Annotated in this window: 12 protein-coding genes and 2 pseudogenes; 5 read left to right on the top strand and 9 right to left on the bottom strand. The window is 62.1% G+C overall.

Annotation, left to right across the window (positions count from 1 at the left end; genetic code table 11):
- Positions 1-29 precede the first annotated feature (29 nt).
- The 8 genes from BM396_RS30590 to BM396_RS30570 all read right to left on the bottom strand — a co-directional run bounded on the left by BM396_RS30590 (position 30) and on the right by BM396_RS30570 (position 14,098).
- Positions 30-1,310, bottom strand: a complete 1,281-nt coding sequence (locus BM396_RS30590; protein ID WP_043387809.1) for an IS66 family transposase — start codon at positions 1,308-1,310, stop codon at positions 30-32.
- 260 nt (positions 1,311-1,570) lie between these two features.
- Positions 1,571-3,805 carry a DDE-type integrase/transposase/recombinase gene (locus BM396_RS30585; protein ID WP_081948797.1) on the bottom strand — a complete coding sequence of 745 codons (2,235 nt, stop codon included), beginning with the start codon at positions 3,803-3,805 and terminating at the stop codon, positions 1,571-1,573.
- Positions 3,802-4,617, bottom strand: a complete 816-nt coding sequence (locus BM396_RS32440) for a hypothetical protein (RefSeq protein ID WP_139239581.1) — start codon at positions 4,615-4,617, stop codon at positions 3,802-3,804. The genes BM396_RS30585 and BM396_RS32440 overlap by 4 nt, the downstream gene beginning before the upstream one ends.
- 700 nt (positions 4,618-5,317) lie before the next feature.
- A complete protein-coding gene (locus tag BM396_RS32435) occupies positions 5,318-5,896 on the bottom strand; it encodes an ABC transporter C-terminal domain-containing protein (protein WP_139239580.1) in 579 nt (192 codons plus the stop codon).
- A 1,862-nt stretch (positions 5,897-7,758) separates the two neighbouring features.
- On the bottom strand, positions 7,759-8,229 hold the full coding sequence (locus BM396_RS32430; RefSeq protein WP_139239579.1) for a hypothetical protein: 471 nt from the start codon (positions 8,227-8,229) through the stop codon (positions 7,759-7,761).
- Between the two features lie 236 nt (positions 8,230-8,465).
- Positions 8,466-9,565, bottom strand: a protein-coding gene (locus BM396_RS30580) for an IS3-like element ISMex11 family transposase (RefSeq protein ID WP_089231740.1) whose coding sequence is annotated in 2 segments (ribosomal slippage) — positions 8,466-9,313 and positions 9,313-9,565 — 1,101 coding nt in all. Because the reading frame shifts where the segments join, the coding sequence is not laid out codon by codon here.
- Between the two features lie 130 nt (positions 9,566-9,695).
- Positions 9,696-12,824 (bottom strand): multidrug efflux RND transporter permease subunit, encoded by a 3,129-nt coding sequence (locus BM396_RS30575; protein ID WP_043387813.1) that lies wholly within the window; start codon positions 12,822-12,824, stop codon positions 9,696-9,698.
- A 41-nt stretch (positions 12,825-12,865) separates the two neighbouring features.
- Complete coding sequence (locus BM396_RS30570) at positions 12,866-14,098, bottom strand: efflux RND transporter periplasmic adaptor subunit (RefSeq protein ID WP_081948791.1); 1,233 nt, start codon at positions 14,096-14,098, stop codon at positions 12,866-12,868.
- Positions 14,099-14,500: 402 nt separating this feature from the next.
- Between BM396_RS30570 and BM396_RS32030 the strand changes: the two are divergent.
- Together BM396_RS32030 and BM396_RS30565 are read left to right on the top strand one after the other, a co-directional pair.
- Positions 14,501-14,904, top strand: a pseudogene (locus BM396_RS32030) (ArsA-related P-loop ATPase); the annotation flags it as partial.
- Positions 14,896-15,330: pseudogene (locus BM396_RS30565) on the top strand (potassium channel family protein); the annotation flags it as partial. The pseudogenes BM396_RS32030 and BM396_RS30565, both read left to right, overlap by 9 nt.
- A gap of 48 nt (positions 15,331-15,378) precedes the next feature.
- On the opposite strand, the gene BM396_RS30560 reads toward BM396_RS30565, so the two are convergent.
- Complete coding sequence (locus tag BM396_RS30560; RefSeq protein WP_043387815.1) at positions 15,379-16,275, bottom strand: LysR substrate-binding domain-containing protein; 897 nt, start codon at positions 16,273-16,275, stop codon at positions 15,379-15,381.
- 337 nt (positions 16,276-16,612) lie between these two features.
- Here BM396_RS30560 and BM396_RS30555 point away from each other — a divergent pair, with 337 nt between their 5' ends.
- From BM396_RS30555 to BM396_RS30545, 3 genes are all read left to right on the top strand, one after another.
- Positions 16,613-16,891, top strand: a complete 279-nt coding sequence (locus tag BM396_RS30555) for a hypothetical protein (protein WP_043387816.1) — start codon at positions 16,613-16,615, stop codon at positions 16,889-16,891.
- A gap of 336 nt (positions 16,892-17,227) precedes the next feature.
- On the top strand, positions 17,228-18,142 hold the full coding sequence (locus BM396_RS30550; protein WP_199807269.1) for an ATP-binding cassette domain-containing protein: 915 nt from the start codon (positions 17,228-17,230) through the stop codon (positions 18,140-18,142).
- A 47-nt stretch (positions 18,143-18,189) separates the two neighbouring features.
- Positions 18,190-19,260, top strand: a complete 1,071-nt coding sequence (locus tag BM396_RS30545) for an IS630 family transposase (RefSeq protein ID WP_170867530.1) — start codon at positions 18,190-18,192, stop codon at positions 19,258-19,260.
- Positions 19,261-19,273 lie beyond the last annotated feature (13 nt).

The raw sequence follows: 19,273 nt of genomic DNA, 5'->3' as shown, positions 1-19,273 counted from the left end.
GTAATTACCCAGGCCTGTGATGGCTGGGCTCAGGCGCCGATGGTTTTGAGGATGGCGCCGAAGGGACTGCTGCCTGTGAGGCGCGCGGTGTCGACGACGGTGCGAATGGCGGCCTCGCCCTCGGCCGCCCACATGGCCCGGTAGCCGTTGGTGACCTTCCGCTGCACGACAGCCGGACGCAGCAGCCGCTCGGAGCCGTTGTTGGTCGGCTCGACCTTTCCGGGATAGGCGAGGAAGACCAGGAGCTGATCGCGGGCGCGGCTGATCTTGGCCTGCAGGTCGCGGCTCAGATCACAGCGGCTCGACGTGGCGAGGATGGCACCCAGTTGCCGATCCAGGCTGCGGCGCTTGGCCGAGAGCGTCGCGGCAGCCAAGTCGGTGACGCGCTCGGCCAGGGCGAACACGCGCTGCAACCAGAGTTGCAGGCGCCAGGGCACGGGATCGTCGCTGGCCTCGACGCCATAGGCGACATCGCGGGCCAGATGCGCCAGGCAGGTCTGGTGCTCATCCGCGTGGCCCTGTTGGGCGGTGTAGCGGTCGGAGATCCACACCGCCGGTCGGTGCCCGTCCATCATCTCGCGCACCACGACAGCGCCGCGCGTCGGGGAGGCGGTGTGCACCACGGCTTGCGCCGAGTGGAACAGCCAGTGGTAAGCGTTCGAGCCCTCGATGCGCACGCCAGTCTCGTCGCAGGCGACGACCTCAGCCTTGCGCAGGGTCGCGATGGCCGCGTCGCGACCGGCACGGAAGCGGTCCTGCGCGCGCCGGAGCAGGTTCATCAGCCCGCCCTGGCTGAGGGTGAGGCCGAACAGATCGGAGAGCGCCGCCTGCAGCCGTTCGTACGAGAGCGCCTGAAAGGTCTTGAGGTACGTCGCCACCGCATGCAGCCGCGGACCGAAGGGCGTGCCGCGCGCCGCTTCGGGCGGTGGCGCGATCACGCGCGTCCCGCAGCTCGGACAACAAACGGCAAGGCGCTGGTGCTGCGTCACAATCGGCGCCACCTCAGGCAGCTCGATTTGCTCAGAGACGCTGACGATCTCTGCCGGAAGTGCGGCGTGCAGGCTGGCGCCGCAGCACGCGCACGCCTCGGGACGATGCTGGACGATCGTATCGGGATCATCGCTCAGCACCCGGCTGTGACCCTCGTGACCGGGCTTGGCGCCGCCGGGCTTAGAATGCTCCCGCTGCTCCTTGCGATCCGTCGCGGGCGGCTTGGATGAGGTGCGCGAGGTCTTCTCTGGCCGCTGCAGCCGCAGCACCAGCTCGATCAGCTCCTCGCGGCTCAGCCGTTCCAGTTCGCTGCGGCCCATCCCGCCAGGGAATCAGCGAAATCCGACCCGCGCAAGAGGCAAGCTCGTCCCGGCAAGCGGCGCAGCCGCGGGCGTTCCGCCGCCGACCGATCCACCCCGTGGGTAATTACCCTACGGATCCTTCCCTGCGCCGATTCGGAGCGAACGTGAGGTGCTGGAGAGCCTGTGCGGCGATCTTGATCGCATCATGCCGTATAAAGATCCTGTCTATGTAATCCAGCCGCTTCTTGTGCGGAAGCTCGTGAGGGAATATTGCCACCTCAATCCTCCTCACCGAGGAGATCGCTCATATCTATTTCATCGGCAGGCATGTCATCGTAGATATCGACGATGTCCTCATCATCCGTATTTATTGCATTTATATTTTCTTCGCAGACCGCCTGGCTTTTATCTTGCGCCGCCAATTGGCCGAACAGATCAAGCGCAGTGCCGTCACGAACCAGACGCGTCAAAGCATGTTTACATACGCCGTCGACCATCACGCCGGTAAATCGTGCAGCGGTAACTGCACCGCGAGATGAACCAAGCTTCGAGGCTTTGTCGGTTTTGATGCCCATGCATCCAATCGACCGGCGGAACAGCGCCGAAAATCCATCCTCATAGTCGATCTTCGATTGCGGATTCTTTTTCTTCTGGCGAAGAAGCGCCTGTACAACTTCGTCCTGCCAAACAGTCCTGCCGTGTGCTGCCGCTGCGGTACAGGGAACAGCAATCTCTGAGGGAGTATCAGTATTAGGAACGGACACGAATATAACGCCGACGTCTCGTAGTGAAATTCTGCCAATCAGCGGAGTCATAGAGTTTTTGCGAACTCCGAAATTACCCGACGTACGGCGGATGCTCTGAAGCTCCGGGGATTGATAATGCTTGTTGCGCCACTGTATCCCCTCCCGGCCAGCGTTCACCTTTACCTCAATGGAGGCAAGAACGTCTACGCGAGCTTGTTCATCAGGAGTCAGAAGCCTAGGCTTATAGTTTCGCAGACCTCGCAGCCAGCGTTGCTCCGGGGTTTCCCAATCAAGACCTCTTTGGGGTCTGCGAGCGTAAACAGTGATAAAATATTCGTGCAGAAGCGCAACGAAATCATCTAGTTCAATAGCCGCCTCCTTCGCGGGGTTTGCAGCACCCCTGTCACGAGGGCTTGATCCGGTTCTTCCTTTAAGCCAAGAGACGAAATCATTCTCGAGCGTTCCAAAAAATCGTTCAATGTATGGTTTATCGTCTGGAAATCTGGGTCGCGCCAGCTCGAAGCCAATTCCAACTCTGCGGAGAGATCTCGCCATCTGTCTGCCGACGTACTCCCGTGCGCGATCGAACCGGACCTTGGTAGGCTTGCCATGTGCGAGCAGTGAGCCGCTGATATGCGGGAAGCGTTGAGCCACGTAGGTCTTTTCCTGAACGCCATGAGCAATGCACATCAAAGAAGGCAGCAGACCAGTACCTTCGAAAGACGGGTAGAATCCAACGGGATAGCCCGAGTAAACGTCTATCGCTAAAGTTATGTCCAATCTGCCTAACGCCGATTTTGACAACATTTGCCCGAGTTCTGTGCTTCCTAAAATGGGGATGAGGTCGATCGAGTGATGGTCAAGCTCCCAATGCTGATTGATACGTGTTGGCCGGACGAGTTTTCCGACGGCACCGAATTCCAAGTCCGCCGCATGTTTACCCTTTGTAGCTGCAAGCCGTATCCATCCGTCGTAACGATTGAACTCTGAAGTCACAGTTGTTGTTCTTACTGGCGGTATTTGGAGACTCTCCTCCAAATTTATTTCTTTAATTTTGGTGTTTACTTGACCGCGGATAATACCTGGCCGCAAGGCATGAGGTAGAGTGTCGGCTTGTTCACGAATGATCGTGGCAATAAGGTCCAGCACACGTTGGGATATTTTACGGTTGTATGGACGTTGGTAGTTGCCGTGGACGTTCGCCATCGGAGAGCCCTTCTTAAGCTCCGATCTCTGCAACCAACGCAAAATGCTGCGGGCCGATCGCATGGCCGGTGGATGAACGTCCTTTGGTAGAGCAGCATCTACGATTTCGCGAACAATCAATGCATTCGTTTCGTTTCGCGCGAACCTCTCACCTCGTTCTTCGGCGTCTCGGATCCTGCGCGCAAACTCTTCGACATATAAATCCTTCAATCCTGCAACTTCTCGCGCTTTTTTAGGAAGCGCCTCAAATTTCTCGTCATGCCTATACGACTCAGGCTCTGCATTTAGTCCGGCGATGTTTTTTCTACCAGGCCTTTTTATTTCGCCGAGCGCAATTTTGTGAATATATTCGGTCGGCAGCAGCTCAATCAGCCGAGGAGGGCCGGTTTCGGATTTGAAAATAAGTGGCGCACACCCTTCATCTTTATGAAGGAAACTAAACGGCCTTCCTTCGTAGATAATGAAAGCCCCGACCTCAAGATCGTCAGGTACAATATGATCTATGGTGACCGGCTCGATTGAGTCTTCGCTGCTCAGGTCCGCTTCCATGACGTCCGTCATACCTCGTCCCTCCGTCTGCCGGTGAGGAAGACAAGGCTCTCGTCTCTAGGGATTTCGTGGAGATCGATCCCGAGGAGGCCCTCACTTACACGCGCCAGAACCGTCCCCCGCGGGTCCTCTGCTTCACGCAGAACAGCGGACGCGGCATCCAGCGTCGTGGCGTTTTCGGCTGCGATAATATGTTCCCGGAGGCGGCGCCAATCCCCCTCACTAATCGGACGTCCGCCATGTGAGACCAGTTCGTCCACTACCTCCGGTGCAGCCATGTTGGCGATATGAAGGTCTAAGACCAATTTCCATTGTAGGCCGCAGCGTGTGTAGGCTTGCCGCACGGCACGGAGGCGAGCGCGCACAAGTGCGGCTTTCTCCCATTTCCGGATGCCCGACTCGTCGTAGCGGTCGGCCGGTTTCGGTGGCCACAGATCACAAGCACGCTTATTCTCAAGTCGGAACCTTGTTCCACCTAAAATGCTTAGAAAGTCCGGAGTGTACTCGAAGGAATTGCCTTCGGTACCCGTAACGCGGATGGTTTCAGGCTGGGCGTAGAATGCGTCAACGGCGGAGTGAACGTCCATCAGCATGCTGCAACGCTCTTCGGTCACAGACTCGAAGACGGTGTGGTTCATCATCTTCCACGAGTAGAACCCGCCAACTTTCCTTGAGCCACCTTGAGTGATGATCCGCCGTACGGGTTCGCCAGTTGGATATCTGAATACCTCTACGCCCGGACCAAGGCTTTCCCAGACTTTTTCGGGTCCAGATTTATGCAGTATTCTTTTGTCAGCGCTCCTAAATACACGAGGTTGAAACATGACATCTCCTCCGATAAACTAAACCTCTCCTTCTGCGATCGGCAGTTCAGTCGCTTGGCCCGATAAATATGCTTATTTCTACAGGGAAAATTTTTCGTCTACTGCTGCCAATCCACACTCAGCCGCGCGCCATCTGCTCGCCGTGCTGTGCCTGCTGCCGTTATTGCCCGCGCCCCGGAACGGCTTGAGGAACGGCTACGGACCAACACGACGCGAGCTCGATGCATGAGGGAGTCGATGACACCTCTTGGCGGGGGCCGGTCCGGCACCCACTTCGCCGCGCTCGATATCCAAGGTTGGGAGCCGGATGGACGGGCCTTCCAACCTGCTGAGCTGTTTGCCCGCGGAACACAGGGGCGCGTGCTGAAAGCCGTCGACCGCCCAGTACCGACCGATCCCACAGGGGAGAGGCTTGCCTTTGACGTCAAAAATGCCAAAGTCTCAGCGCTCGGCCCGTGCCTCTGCTTGCTACAGCGGCATGGTACCTGCAGAGTGTCGGTCGAAGTCCCTGCTTGCCACAGGGGCTTCGAAACAGACGAATCGAAAGTGTCTGGAGGTGCGAAGCTGGTTGCTAGCCTGAGATTCGCACCTGGAAGGCGCGGCCCAAAAGGCCGCGCCTTCGCTTTGCGCTATTGCGCACCACCTTTCCGGCGGCCTCCCAGCTGTAAGCCGGTGAATTCATGCTTCCTCCGCTGCACAGTCATGCTGGCACGATTGCCAAACCTGGCGACTCGGAGTCAGTTGGCGCTCCTTTGATGGACCACCTCTGATCTACCCGACTAAATGACACGAGCTGAGACCGATGGAGAGCCGTCTTGCACTTCGCAAGCACGGATATCGAGACGGTCCCATCTTCAGCGAATCGAGAATTGATCTCCGCAGATGTGACGCTTGAAGGATACGCTGCTTCGATCATCTCGACGACCAGAAGCACGGCTTTTTGACGCGCTGGACACAGTTGGCGCGTCAATTCAGCCAGCTTGTCTCTATCAACCAACCGCTTCTTGTCAGTGGGTGCAGTCGTAGTATTTTTTCCCTTTATCGGCCGACTTCGCTGCTCAGAAGGACCACCTCGCATGTCGCCATTGATGGGTATGAGAGGTAAATGCCCTTGTCGCTCCTGATGTGGAACGGCCGCGGTCTCGAAAAATTCCATGGCTTCGAGCGTTCTCATACGCAGTACTGCGACTGCTCGCTTAGAAGCGATCTGCTGAACCTGCTGCTCCATGGCAGCGATTTCAGCCTCAAGCTGCTCAATCTCTCGACGTCGTTTCGACATCTGGGTTCGCTCCCTCAGGCGGAGACGAAGAGCAATCCTCGGCATTTTGTAGAGCATTGGACAGCGGTGGCAAGTGGCTTGGATGGACATGGACGATTGATCTCCGCTGCCCTCCAAAAGCTCCGGACACATTCGGATCGGCCCCGCTCCGGAACAATCAGCTGATTATCCGTACTCAAGGACGCGAGCTAGGACTTCAAAGCTGTCTTGGGTCCACAGTCCGATCTTGGATTCAAGGAACGTCGGACGGTTGTGCTTGGTGCGATTGGCTTCTCGATATCGAGAGTGACCAAGCCCTGGCATACAAGAGCAAGGATTGCATCGACTGGGTCGACTCGTGACGTCGAGATGCATGCGAGCAACTCCGCCAACTTGAGGCCATTCGGCGCAGCATCTAGCTTTCCTAAAATTCTCACTCTGTCTCCGATAGATACGATGCTCTTTCGAGTGGCCCATATTGCTCTTGCATTACTCGCTCTTGGCTCCCGCAGAATCGTCGATCTGCTGATTCTTATCTGGTCTTTCGCTTGGTTTGAGTCAGTGCTGTTGGTGTGGTCCCGAACGAGGGAAACACGCATCTGCCCGCCCAAAATGGTAACGATCAAGTTCAGCACTTCGTGGGGGAGCGGCTCGGACTCGGCTTCGAATGCTATCACAGACGGATCAAGGGATAGTTGGACAAGGGCATCACGGTGCCAGCGCTGATTATATCTGATCGGCCGCATGTTTTTTATCGATACAAAACTGTGACGACTCGCTTTCCGTCCAAATTCGTTCCTTAGTTCAGCTGGGGAGATTGGGTCCATCTTGATTGCCTCCATGCCTGCTCAGCTCGCACCGGCAACGCACGGATCGGCGAGACATTAACTCATCGCGGCGGCAATCATCGCGAGCCAGCTGCCATCATTAACATCCGACATCCGGCGGCATTGCCTCCGATCGGCCCCGAAATACCAGCATGGATACAGTATAGACAAAATGGCGCACCACCAAATGAACGCTTCTGGCGGATCTGTGAATCATGGGGATGCCCGTCACCGGTTGTTACTGTAACCGCTTGAGCCGTCTGATGTAATGAGCGACTTGTCCACGCTGCTCGGGATCGGTGCTATCGGAGGCGCAACGGGCAAATCGGAGTGGGAGCCCGCAGAATTTTTCGCTGCGCCTTCTCGGCCATCTTCTGGCGGATCCAGACCGAAGCAAGCGGCGCGCTGTGGGAGTCGAGCCTGGACCTTGGCGATGGACCGCCCAGCTCTCCATCTATTGAGCCCGCGCTTGCGTTTGGAAGCGGCTCCTCAGCCTCTCAGGAGTACGGCTCGCAAGGCGGCGCGGTTTCTCTCGACGGAACCAGCGGGCTCGCTCCGGAGAATGGGGCCAGTGGTTGCGAAATGACGGAGTTTGCAGCTGAAACCGAGACGATCGTTAGGCTCATGGCCGATCACTTGGTGGGTGTGCCACCACGGTGCGCGTGATCGCTGATGGCAAGGCCTCGCGACAGCCTTGATTGTGCCGGCGCAGGGTATGAGTGGCCGCTTGCGTTCCCGCTGCTCGATCAGCTTCCGGGCATGCTTAGGTAGGCTGTCGGCAATCGCGACCATGACAGCTACTTCTTCCGCGAGCACGTCTGGAGCAAGGACGCTCGGCCCGCGATCCCGCCGCCGAGGAATGAGTCTCCCGCCGCTTGCCCGAAATGACGCCTCAACGGCTGCAACCGGGTTGAGCAACTCTCAGCTCAACTGAAGGACCGACGTGCGGCGGCCAGCCGCTGGGGGAAGACGGCTACCAGCTTGGACGGTGCGTCCGTCTTCCCGTTGACCTCGAGACGTCGCGGGCGTTCGCGTGCGATCGACGACTGCGAGATGCTAACTTTCACCAGTAGTACTTCTGCTCATCTTGACATATTGGTGCTCTAACCAGCGGCGCATACTCGCAATCAATTCGGATTTTCGGCCACTTATAGCTGCGCGCGCAAGCATGTCGTCGAACACGATATCAAAAGCGTCCTTTCCCGCACCTCCTTCCGGCGAAATGGGTGCGCCGATATGCAACTCGAGAGTCAGCAAGAGGTCGACGAGATAGGCGATTTCGGGCGGTGGCCCTTCGCTGACCCATCGGCTCACGCTGCGAGTTGAACTGCCGACCTCCTCCGCGAATGCTGCATCCGTTCGCCCTAGCTCACGGAGGCGCGAACGGAATTCCGCGCCGGTCATATTCGTCAGATGACTCTTGGAACGCCCGACCACGCAGGTTCCTTCGATCGCAGGTGCATCGCAGCCACCTGCGAAGGTGCCTCGCTTGGAGCATAACATCATTCCTTCGTGGATGTTTGTCACTCCGCGTCGGCACTTGTGCGGGCTCGCTCGGGAGCTGGTGCAACGGCTCGCCTCCGCGCTCAGCTGGTATGAGGCTACGTGTGGGGCAAAGCCCGAGTGGGCGCAGCCAGCCAACTGGCGGATCAGTCGCGCGAGCTGACGTCCCCCCATCGCTTTGGTCCGGCGTGAGTGCGAGTTTTCCGGTTTTGTGAGGGTCCCCCGGATTTTGGTCCGGCCGAAAGGTGAGCCTCCGGATCTCATTCGGCGGCCTGCAGGGCCGCCGCCAGGGCGAATTCCTGGGGTGTCAGCCACCCCAGGGCGGTGTGAGGACGGCTCTCGTTGTACTGCCGCCGCCACGTCTCGATCTTGCTCCTGGCGTCGGCCAACGACAAGAACCAGTTCGCGTTCAGGCACTCGTCGCGCAGGCGGCCGTTGAACGACTCGACCAGCGCGTTGTCGGTCGGCTTGCCAGGGCGCGAGAAGTCCAACGTGACGCCGTTCTCGTAGGCCCAGCGGTCGAGTGCTTTCGAGACGAACTCAGGCCCATTATCGACCTGGATCGCGCACGGTGCTCCGCGCAGCATTGCCAAGCGGGCGACGACCGCCACGACCTGCTCGCCCTTGTTGCCTTGGTCGACCTCAATCGCCAGGGCCTCGCGCGTGAACGCATCGACGACCGTCAGAGCTCGCAGCCGGCGGCCATCGAACAGCGCGTCGGAGACGAAGTCCATCGACCAGCGTTCGTTCGGCCGGAGCGCGGCCGGCTGACGCTCACGGTGTGCCGCACTGACGTGCCGGCGGGGCCGCTTGAGCCGCAGGCTAAGGCCCTCATCCCTGTAGAGGCGGTGGACCCTTTTGTGATTCACCCGCCAACCTTCCCGGCGCAGCAGGATGTAGATCCTGAAGTAGCCGTAGCGCACCCGGCTCTTGGCCAGATCGCAGATGCGCATCCGCAGTGGTGCCTGATCGGGCTTGGTCGAGCGGTAGCGGACGCCCGACCGGCCGACGCCGAGCGCGGCGCAGCCGCGCCGCTCGCTCACCCCGTGCGCCTCCTGAACCTGGTGCACGAGTTCGCGTCGCCGAGCAGGCGTCAGAGCTTTTTTGCGAGCACGTCCTGCAAGATGTGCTTGTCGAGGCTCAGATCGGCCACGAGTTGCTTGAGCTTGCGGTTCTCGTCCTCAAGCTGCTTCAGCCGCCTCAGCTCGCCTGTGCCCAAGCCGCCGTAGAGCTTCTTCCAGCGGTAAAACGTCTGCTCGGAGATGCCCATCCGACGCAGCACCTCCGCGACCGGTGTCCCGGTCTCGGCCTGCTTCAGCGCGAAGGCGATCTGCTCCTCGGTGAACCTGCTCTTCTTCACGGCTCTGCTCCTCCCCTCAGGGTCTCACAAAACCGGAAAACTCGCACTCACGCCGGACCAAAGCGATGGGGGGACGTCAGCCGCTTCATTGCGGAAGCGCTTCGTATAATTCGAGCTGATACGGCTGCCACTAAGCGGCGTCGGCAAGCTCTGGCTTGCTTGTCCTCTGTCCCCGCGAGAGGAACCGCATCACAACCACGAAGAAAATCGGAACCATGAACACGGCGAGCACAGTCGCGGTAATCATGCCGCCTAGTACACCTGTGCCAAGGGCCTGTTGACTCTTAGCGCTCGCGCCGGAGGCGATCACCAGCGGCACCACGCCGAGGATGAAGGCCAGCGACGTCATCACGATCGGCCGGAAGCGTAGTTCCGCCGCCTCGAGCGTCGCCGCGATCAACGGCTTGCCTTGCGCGCGCAGGTCCTTGGCGAACTCGATGATCAGGATCGCGTTCTTGGCTGACAGACCGATGATGGTGATCAGGCCCACCGTGAAGTAGACGTCGTTCGGCAGCCCGCGCAGGTAGGCGGCCGCCACAGAGCCGACGATGCCGAGCGGCACCACCAGCATGACGGCGAACGGGATCGACCAGCTCTCGTAGAGTGCGGCGAGACACAGGAACACGAACAGGATCGAGAGCCCGAGCAGGAATGCGGCCTGGGAGCCGGCAAGCTTCTCCTGCAGCGACTGACCCGTCCACTCGTAGCCGAAGCCGCCCGGCAGTTCGCTCGTCAACCGTTCCATCTCGGCGAGCGCGTCGCCGCTGGTGTAGCCCTGTGCCGGGCTGCCAGTAATGCGAACGGCCGGGTAGCCATTGAAGCCGATCACCTGGGTTGGACCGACAACCCAGGTGACCCGAGCAAACGAGGCGAACGGCACCATGGCACCGCTGCTGTTGCGGGCGCTATACGTCAGCAGATCCTCCGGCCTGACCCGCTTATCCTCACGTGCCTGGACGACCACGCGCTGCATACGGCCGCGATTGAGGAAGTCGTTGACGTAGCTGGATCCGAGCTGTGCCGAGAGCGTGGTGTTGATATCGGCAAACGTCACACCGAGGGCGGCTGCCTTCTCGCGGTCGATGTCGAGCCGGATCTGTGGGGCTGGCGGCAGACCCTCGACTGTCACCTCGCGCAGGATCGGCGAGCGGCTAGCGGCCGCCAAAAGCTGATCCTTGGCAGCCATCAGCGCCTCGTAGCCACGCTGCGAGCGGTCCTGCAGACGGAAGCTGAAGCCGCTCGTCGTGCCGAGATTGGCGATCGGCGGTGGGGCGAGCGCGGACACCTCCGCGTCACGCAAGCCTACGAAAGTCTCATTGCTCCGGTCGATGATGGCCGCGGAACTCTGATCGGCATCGCGCTCCGACCAGTCCTTCAGGGTGACGAAGGCCTGTGCCGTCATCGCGCCTTGACCGAAAAAGCTGAAGCCCGTGATGAACGTGAGCTTGTCGACGCCCGGCGTTCCGGCGAGCTGTTCCTCCACCGAGCGGACAACATCGAGCGTCCGATTCGCACTCGCGTCCGAAGGTGCCAGAACGTCGGCCATGACGAAGCCCTGGTCGTCGATTGGCACGAAGCCCGCAGGCAGCCGCCAAAGGGCGTAGCCGAGGCCGCCCAGCAATGCCAAGTAGAGCAGCATGAAGCGGCCCGAGCGCGCCACCATCCAGCGCGTCGTGGTGCCGTAGCGGCGCGTCAGCCAGTCCAGGCTGCGGTTGAACCAGCCGAAAACGCCCTCCTTGGCGTGACCGTGCCCCTTAGCGATCGGCTTCAGCATCGTGGCACACAGAGCCGGGGTGAGCGACAGCGCCAAGAAGGCGGAGAAGCCGATCGACACGACCATGGCGGCCGAGAACTGCTGGTACATGATGCCGACCGAGCCGGGAAAGAACGCCATCGGCACGAACACCGCCATCAAGACGAGCGTGATGCCGATCACGGCGCCCGTGATCTGACCCATGGCCTTCTCGGTGGCCGCTCTCGGCGAGAGGCCCTCCTCGGCCATGATGCGCTCGACGTTCTCGACCACCACGATGGCGTCATCCACGAGGATGCCGATGGCCAGCACCATGCCGAACATGGTGAGCACGTTGATCGAGAAGCCCATCAGGAGAAGGGAGACGCAGGTGCCGAGCAGCGCGATCGGCACCACGATGGTCGGGATCAGCGTGTAGCGGAAGTTCTGCAGGAACAGGAACATGACGACGAAGACGAGCACCACCGCCTCGGCGAGCGTCAGCAGCACCTTCTTGACCGACGCCGTGATCACCGGCGTGACATCGTAGGAGATCTCGTACTTGAGGCCCGGCGGGAAGAAGCGGGCGAGCTGCTCCATCTTGGCCTTCACCGCCTTGCCGGTGGCGAGCGCATTGCCGGTCGGCGCGAGCTGCACGGCGATGGCGGCCGCGGGCTTGCCGTTCAGGCGGGTTGAGAAGGCGTAGGATAGGCCGCCGACTTCCAGTCGTGCGACGTCGCGCAGGCGCACGGTGGAGCCGTTCGGGTTGGCGCGCAGCACGATTGAGCCGAAATCCTCGGGCGACTCGAGCTGGCCCTTCACCAGCACCATGTTCTGCGTGCGCTGAGCTCTCGGGCTCGGTTGCACGCCGAGCAAGCCCGAGGCGACCTGCGCGTTCTGCGCCTTGATCGCGTCCTCGACATCCTGCGCGGTCAGGTTGACGCCGAGCATCTTGTCCGGATCGAGCCAGACCCGCATCGCACGTTCGGTCGAGAACAGGCGCGCCCGGCCGACACCAAGGAGACGCCGCAGCTCCGGCAGCACGTTGCGGGTGGCGACATCGCCAAGGCCGACCTCGTCGAGGCTGCCGTCGCTGGAGGTGAGCGTCACGAACTGTAGGATGGCGCTGCTCGCCTCGACGATGAGGATGCCTTGCTCGCGGACCGCCTCCGGCAGGCGTGGTTCGATGCGCTTGATACGGTTCTGGACATCGACGGCGGCCAGCGCGATGTCGGTTCCGGGCTGGAAGTTGACGATGATCTCGACCTCGCCGGTGGTGTCGCTCGTCGACTCGTAGTTGAGGACGTTGGCGGCCCCATTCAGCTCCTCCTCGATCAGCCGGGTGACACTGAAGTAGAGGTTCTGGGTCGAGGCTCCGGGGTAGACGGTCGAGATCGAGATCGAGGGTGGCGCGATCACCGGATACTGCGCGACCGGTAGGAACGGCAGCGCGAGCAGTCCGCCTAGGCAGATGAAGATCGCCACCACCCAGGCGAAGATCGGACGCGCGATGAAGAAGCCGGGCATGGCGGCAGGCCTCCGGAGGGAGCGGGGCGCTTGGAAAGGGATCAGTTCGGTCGGGCTTGCGCCGCCGCCTGCTTGGCTGGCAACCACGGCACGGGTTGCACCACACTGCCGGGCGTGAACTTCTGGAAGCCCTCGACGACGACGCGATAGCCGGGCTTCAGCCCGTCCTCGACCACGATCTCGTTGCCGAGCGTGCGGCCGACACGCACCGGCTGCAGTACGGCGCGGCCCTCGTCGTTGACGACGTAGACCTCGCTGCCGCCGGCATTGTTGCGCTGGATCGCCTGCTGCGGCAGCACGATGGCATCGGCGTCGATACCCTCCTCGATTTGCACGCGCATGTAGGTGCCCGGCAAGAGTTCCGCGTTTGGGTTCGGGAATTCGCCGCGCAGGATTACTTGGCCAGTGCCGGGGTCGACCGTGACATCGGAGAAGAGAAGCCGCCCGGAATGTGGGTAGAGGGTGCCATCGTCGAATACGAGGCGCACCTCGGCGGCGTTGGGCGACACCTTCTGCAGCCGGCCGTCGCTGAGATCGCGCTTGAGCTGGTTCAGCTCGGTCACGGACTGCGTGAAGTCGGCGTAGATGGGATCGAGCTGCTGGATGGTGGCGAGGTGTGTGGCCTCGTTCTGGCCGACGAGGGCGCCCTCCGTCACGAGCGCCCGCCCGATCCGCCCGGTGATCGGCGCTCGCAGGGTTGCGAAGTCAAGGTTGAGCTGGGCACGCTGGACGGCGGCCTTCTGAGCTGCGACGTCCGCTTCGGCCTGCTTTTCTGCCGCCAGTGCTAGATCGTACTGCGCCTGGGTTGTGGTCTGCCCGCTGAGGAGCTGCCGCAGGCGATCCTCCTGACGATTTGCCTGGAACAGTGTCGCGTCGGCCCTGGCCAGCGCCGCCTTGGCGGCGTCGAGTTCGACCTCAAATGGCTTGGGATCGATGTGATATAGGACGGTCCCTTCCTTGACGAGACTACCCTGCTCGAAGGTTTGCTTGACGATGATACCGGACACGCGCGGCCGTACCTCGGCGATGCGCATCGGCGTGATCCGACCCGGCAATTCCTTGACCAGGGTTACGGCCTTCGGCTCCGCGACGATGATGCTGACTGCGGGAGCCGTCGCTGCTGTGTGAGCGGAGGAGGCGGCCTGTTTGTCCTGGCAGCCTATCAATGCGATGAACAGAACCAGGATCGCCGCAGTGCCCGTAAGTTGACTCCGCGTGCGCGCACCTACGCGTTCATGCCCAGGTATCGGCTCGCTTCCAATGCGGAACAGCATCGGACAATCCTCTGGTCTGGCACTGATGAGGCGCGCTCCGAGAGCATCCGACATCGCAATCTCACATGAGACTACCAGAGGAGCCCGGATCTCCGTATAAATAGGTTCGTGATCTACGCTCGCCGTTTCAAGCGCGCGGATGAGAAAAGTCGATTGACTTCCTCAATGAGCCGCATTGGCGAAACGCGCCTTGCTCGTATTAGGTTTGTCACTTAACTGCACAGCATCCCCGGTCCGGGCCCCTCTGGCGAGAGCTGCCGGCGATCTCGCGATGTCGGACCATCTTCGACAGCGTAGGCCGACCGCAGCCGACTACCTTGAGCTACATCAACAGGTCTGGGCAGACGTCCTCATACAGTCAGGTTTCGTTGCAGACCGCGACCAGACTTTGAGTGGGGTGAAATGCTGCACGAGGATCTGCGCTCACCCTGTACCGAGGAAGCCGCCGTATTCCACGCCTTCTCGCGCATCGTCGCGGAGGCGCGCAGTGCATTCGTCGTTCTCGACGCCGCACCCACTAGACGCACACTGCTCCTACTCGATGCGACCGGGGCCTATCGCCGCCAGATGACGCGCGATCTCATCTCCGCACCCGGCACGCACGCCTCGGGTAGGATCGTCACCCCTCTCATGCGTCTGCGGGATCCCGCCTACACCCATGTCATTGTCGTAACCCTGCCCGAGACCACGCCCGTCTCGGAGGCGGCCGCGCTCCGGGAGGATTTGCGCCGGGCACAGATCGAACCGTATGCTTGGGTGATCAACCGAAGCCTCTGGCAATCGGCAAGCATGATCCGCTGCTGCGCACCTATCACCTGCTAGAGCACCTGCGGCGGGACAGCGGGCTGTTCCGCCGGAACGAGGACGCGATCCTGGCCGCGACCAACCTCGTGGTGTTCGTCTTCACGATGACGGGCATCGTCTACGCCACGCAGCACGATCACAACCCGGCCATCCAGACGCCGGTCGACGCGCTGTACTTCACCGTTACCTCGCTCACAACGACGGGCTATGGCGACATCACACTGCCGGGCTCCTCGGGACGATTGCTCTCGGTCTTCGTGATGATCTGCGGCGTGACGCTGTTCTTCCGCCTCGCCCAGGTGGTGTTCCGACCCTACAAGGTGCGCTTCCCCTGCGACGCCTGCGGGCTGCAGCGCCACGAGCCAGACGCCGTGCACTGCAAGGCTTGCGGCAACCTCCTGAATATCCCCGACGAGGGGGCGGACTGACGGCGCGAGCGCAGCAAACCTTCGAGTCGGGTGCAGGCCCCAATGTCCTCAAGGGACGATAGCCATAGGGGCCACGACGCGCCGCTCCAGCGCCGCGACGATCGTCGACGACAATAACTCCGCCGCCGCCGACACGTGGCCCGGCGCTTGGTAGAGGACGATCTCCGTATCGGGGAGCTTAGGCAGTTGAAGGCGGCCCGAAACCGACACCATGTCCGCAGGGACCATTTCCGTCGGCAACACCGTCACCCCGAGCCCGGCTTGCACGGCGGCCTGCAATCCGGCCAAGCTCGGGCTGGTGTAGACGATGCGCCAATCGCGTCCGGCGACATCGAGGGCCGACAGCGCGCGCTTGCGATAGACGTCCGGCGCCGGCGAGAGGACGAGCGGGATCGGGTCACCGGCTTCCGCAACGAGACGCGGTGACGCGACCCAATCGAGCACCTCCCGCCAGACCCGCGTCCCGCCGCTCGGACCCTGGGGCTCGCGCTTGAACAGGATCAGGTCGTACTTCCCCTTCGAGAAGTCGTCGAGCAGGTTGACGGTGAAGTCGCAATTCACCTGGAGCGCGACCTGCGGATGGGCGCGAGCAAAACACGCCAAAACCTCCGACAGGTGCGTGGTCGCGAAATCCTCGGGCGTGCCCAGCCTGACGAGGCCCGTCAATTCCGGCGTGACGATCCGGGAAAGGGCCTCTGCACCGAGCTTGAGCATCTGCCGTGCATAGGTGAGCAGAACCTCGCCTTCGGGCGTCAGCTTGAGCTCCCGGCCGTCCCGGTCGAATAGGCGACGGGAGATGCCGTCCTCCAGACGCTTGATCTGCAGCGACACGGTCGACTGCGTCAGGCCCAGTCTACTGGCCGCGCGCGTGAAGCTCCCGTTGTCGACGATGGCGACGAACGTGCGCAGCAGGTCGAGGTCGAAAGGCAATGGCGGGCCCGGCATCGCCGTCACATCAGCTCACCTGGGTCGGATCTCAAGCTCCGGCCTCAAGCCTCCGCGAAATCCTCACTGATCGTAATGGCGCGATGTGACGGAACACACATTGCCCTTTGACCAGGTGTCTATCTCGGGGATTAAATTTCGATCGGCATACGCGGAGCATTCATCCTCATTTGTTTTCGCAATGAGCGTCATTGAACCCGCGAAATTGTACTGCGAACCAAGTGTCTCCAAATCATTTGCGTGGATGAAGCGGACCTGTCTGGAAAACTGTGGTGGCCAGGCCGACCTCGATCCACGGACAGGTCGTCACAACCGTAAATTTGATTGGAGACAAGCGATGAAGGCGTCGAAGAAGTTATCCATCGTGACGGTCGCGGCCGCGCTCTGTGTCGCGCCGCTCTCCGCCGCATTCGCCGACCTGCGTGTAGGCTCTCCGACGCGGCCCCTCCCGCAGACGACCTGGGATGGGCTCTCGACCGGCTCGATCCTCTCGGGGGAGATGCTGACCCGCGCGGTCGGCGGCTGCCGCAGAAGCTCAGCCCAGGAAGGCAACGCCGACCAGCAGCACTTCCCGGTGCAGCAGTACGGGCAGACGTCGGGCGGCTATCGCTGCTGAAGCGGGCGCATCACCTCGACGCGACAGCCGTCCGGCTGTCCAGCAATCGCCGACATCAACATGGTCCGCCGTGCCACCCGGGCATGGCTGACCGCGCGTGCGATCCTCGCCCTGGAGGGCATCTCACCGGCATCCGCCACACGCCCTCCGGTGGACCGCCAGTCGCTTCGATCTAACCCCATGAGGTTCGAGCCCGGCATGAGCCGGGTGTTCCGGGTCGGCTCCGCGCTCCCGCATGACGACGGTTTTTCCGTTTCTCCACGGCCGGGCCCGGCAACATGGCGGCGCCATGGCCTCCCTGCACGCACTCGATCCGATCTGGAAGGTCCTCGACCCGTGGATGCGATCAAACACACGCCCCTGACGTTCGCGGAAGCCTGCAGGCTCATCGCGCGCCTCCTGAAACCGGAGGCGGGCTTCGTCTGGACGGCCGTCGTCTATGGGGCCGCCGTGGCGCTCCTGGGCCTTGCCGTGCCGGTGTCGGTGCAGCTCCTGATCAACTCGGTGGCCAACACGGCGCTGCCGGCGCCCCTGTTCGTCCTGTCCGGGCTTCTGCTCGGGCTTCTGCTCGCCGCCGCCATGCTCAGCGCCGCGCGGATATACGTCCTGGCGCTGTTCGAGCGGCGCGTGTTCGCGAGGATTGTCGCGGAAATCACCCTGCGTGCCCTCCACGCCAGAAACCCGCACTTCGACGACGCAGGGCGCCGCGACCTGTTCAACCGCTTCTTCGATCTTATGACGGTCCAGAAAGCGGTCCCGCATCTTCTGGTCGGCGGCTTGGCGATCCTTCTACAAGCCGGGATCGGCCTCGTCCTGACAAGTTTCTATCATCCGTTCTTTCTCGCCTTCAATCTCGTCGCCGCCGCCGTCCTGCTCGGCATCGGGTTCATCTGGGCGGGGCCGGCGGTCCGGTCCGGCGCGGCGCTGAGCCATGCGAAGCACGAGACGGCGCGTTGGCTGGAGAGCGTCGGCACCTCGAACGGCTTCTACAAGCACGGTGGTCGGCTATCGGCCGCGATGGCGCGTTCCGACGCGATGACCGCCGCCTACCTGCGGGCGCATCGCCGCCACTTCCGCCACACCTTCGCGCAGACCATCGGATTCCTCGTGGTCTACGCGGTCGCCAGTGCCGCCCTGCTGGCCATGGGCGGATGGCTCATCCTGCAGGGGCAATTGTCGCTCGGGCAACTCGTGGCGGCGGAACTCGTCTTGTCGGGGGCCTTCTACGGCATCTCGCAACTAGTGCAGTGACGCGGACAGAGGATTCACGCGTCCGATGAGACGTGCGAGTCTGGGCCATGGCTCAGACGGTCTGTGTGCTTCTCGATGCGAGCGATGCGGCACGACTGGTTGCGATCGCCAGCGACCGCTCCCGCCCGCTCAAACATACCCAGCGTGCCCGCATCGTCCTGCTCTCGGCCGAGCGCTTTTGTGTCCAGGACGTCGCCCGGCGGGCGGGCGTCAGCCGCCCGGCCGTGTGGCGCTGGCAGCGGCGCTACGCCGAGGCTGGCGTCGAAGGTCTGCTGCGCGACAAGACGCGCCCGCCCGGCACGCCGCCCCATTCAACCGAGACGGTGGCCGAGGTACTGGCGCTGACCTGCTCGGAGCCGCCGGGCGAGGTCACCCACTGGACCGGCCGGGCCGTGGCCCGCGCGGTCGGGATCTCGTTGCGTGCCGTGCAGCGGATCTGGGAGGCTCACCGCCTCCAGCCGCATCGGCTGCGCACGTTCAAGCGCTCGCGCGACCCCGCTTTCGCCGCCAAGGTCGAAGATGTCGTCGGCCTCTACATGGCCCCACCCGCCCACGCGGTGGTGCTGTCCATCGACGAGAAGAGCCAGATCCAGGCGCTGGAGCGGACGCGCCCCGACCGTCCGCCTGCCCCCGGCCATCCTGCCGCCCAGACCCACGACTATACCCGTCACGGCACCACGACGCTCTTTGCGGCCCTCGACGTCCTGGCGGGCACCGTGCTCGGCCGCTGCATGCAGCGCCACCGGAACGGTGAGTTCATCCGGTTCCTCAACGCCGTCGAATCTGCTGTCCCGTCCGGCAAGGCGATCCACGCGATCCTCGACAACGTCGCTACCCACAAACATCCGAAGGTGCGCGCCTGGCTCGCCCGGCACCCGCGCTGGACGTTCCACTTCACCCCGACTTCGGCCTCGTGGCTCAACGCGGTCGAGGGCTTCTTCTCAGCGCTGACCCGTCGTCGGCTGCGGCGAGGCTCCTTCACCGGCGTCGTCGATCTGCAGGCGGCGATCAAACGCTACATCGCCGAGCACAACCAGCGCGCCAGACCCTTCGTCTGGACAAAGCCCGCCACCGATATCCTCGAAGCCGTCGGCCGATCCCCTGAACCATCCGTCTGAGTCAGTGCACTAG

This window comes from Methylobacterium sp. UNCCL125 (assembly GCF_900116795.1).
Lineage (GTDB): Bacteria > Pseudomonadota > Alphaproteobacteria > Rhizobiales > Beijerinckiaceae > Methylobacterium > Methylobacterium fujisawaense.
The sequence above is the reverse complement of the archived record's forward strand: the minus strand, read 5'-3'. Positions and strand labels throughout refer to the sequence as shown.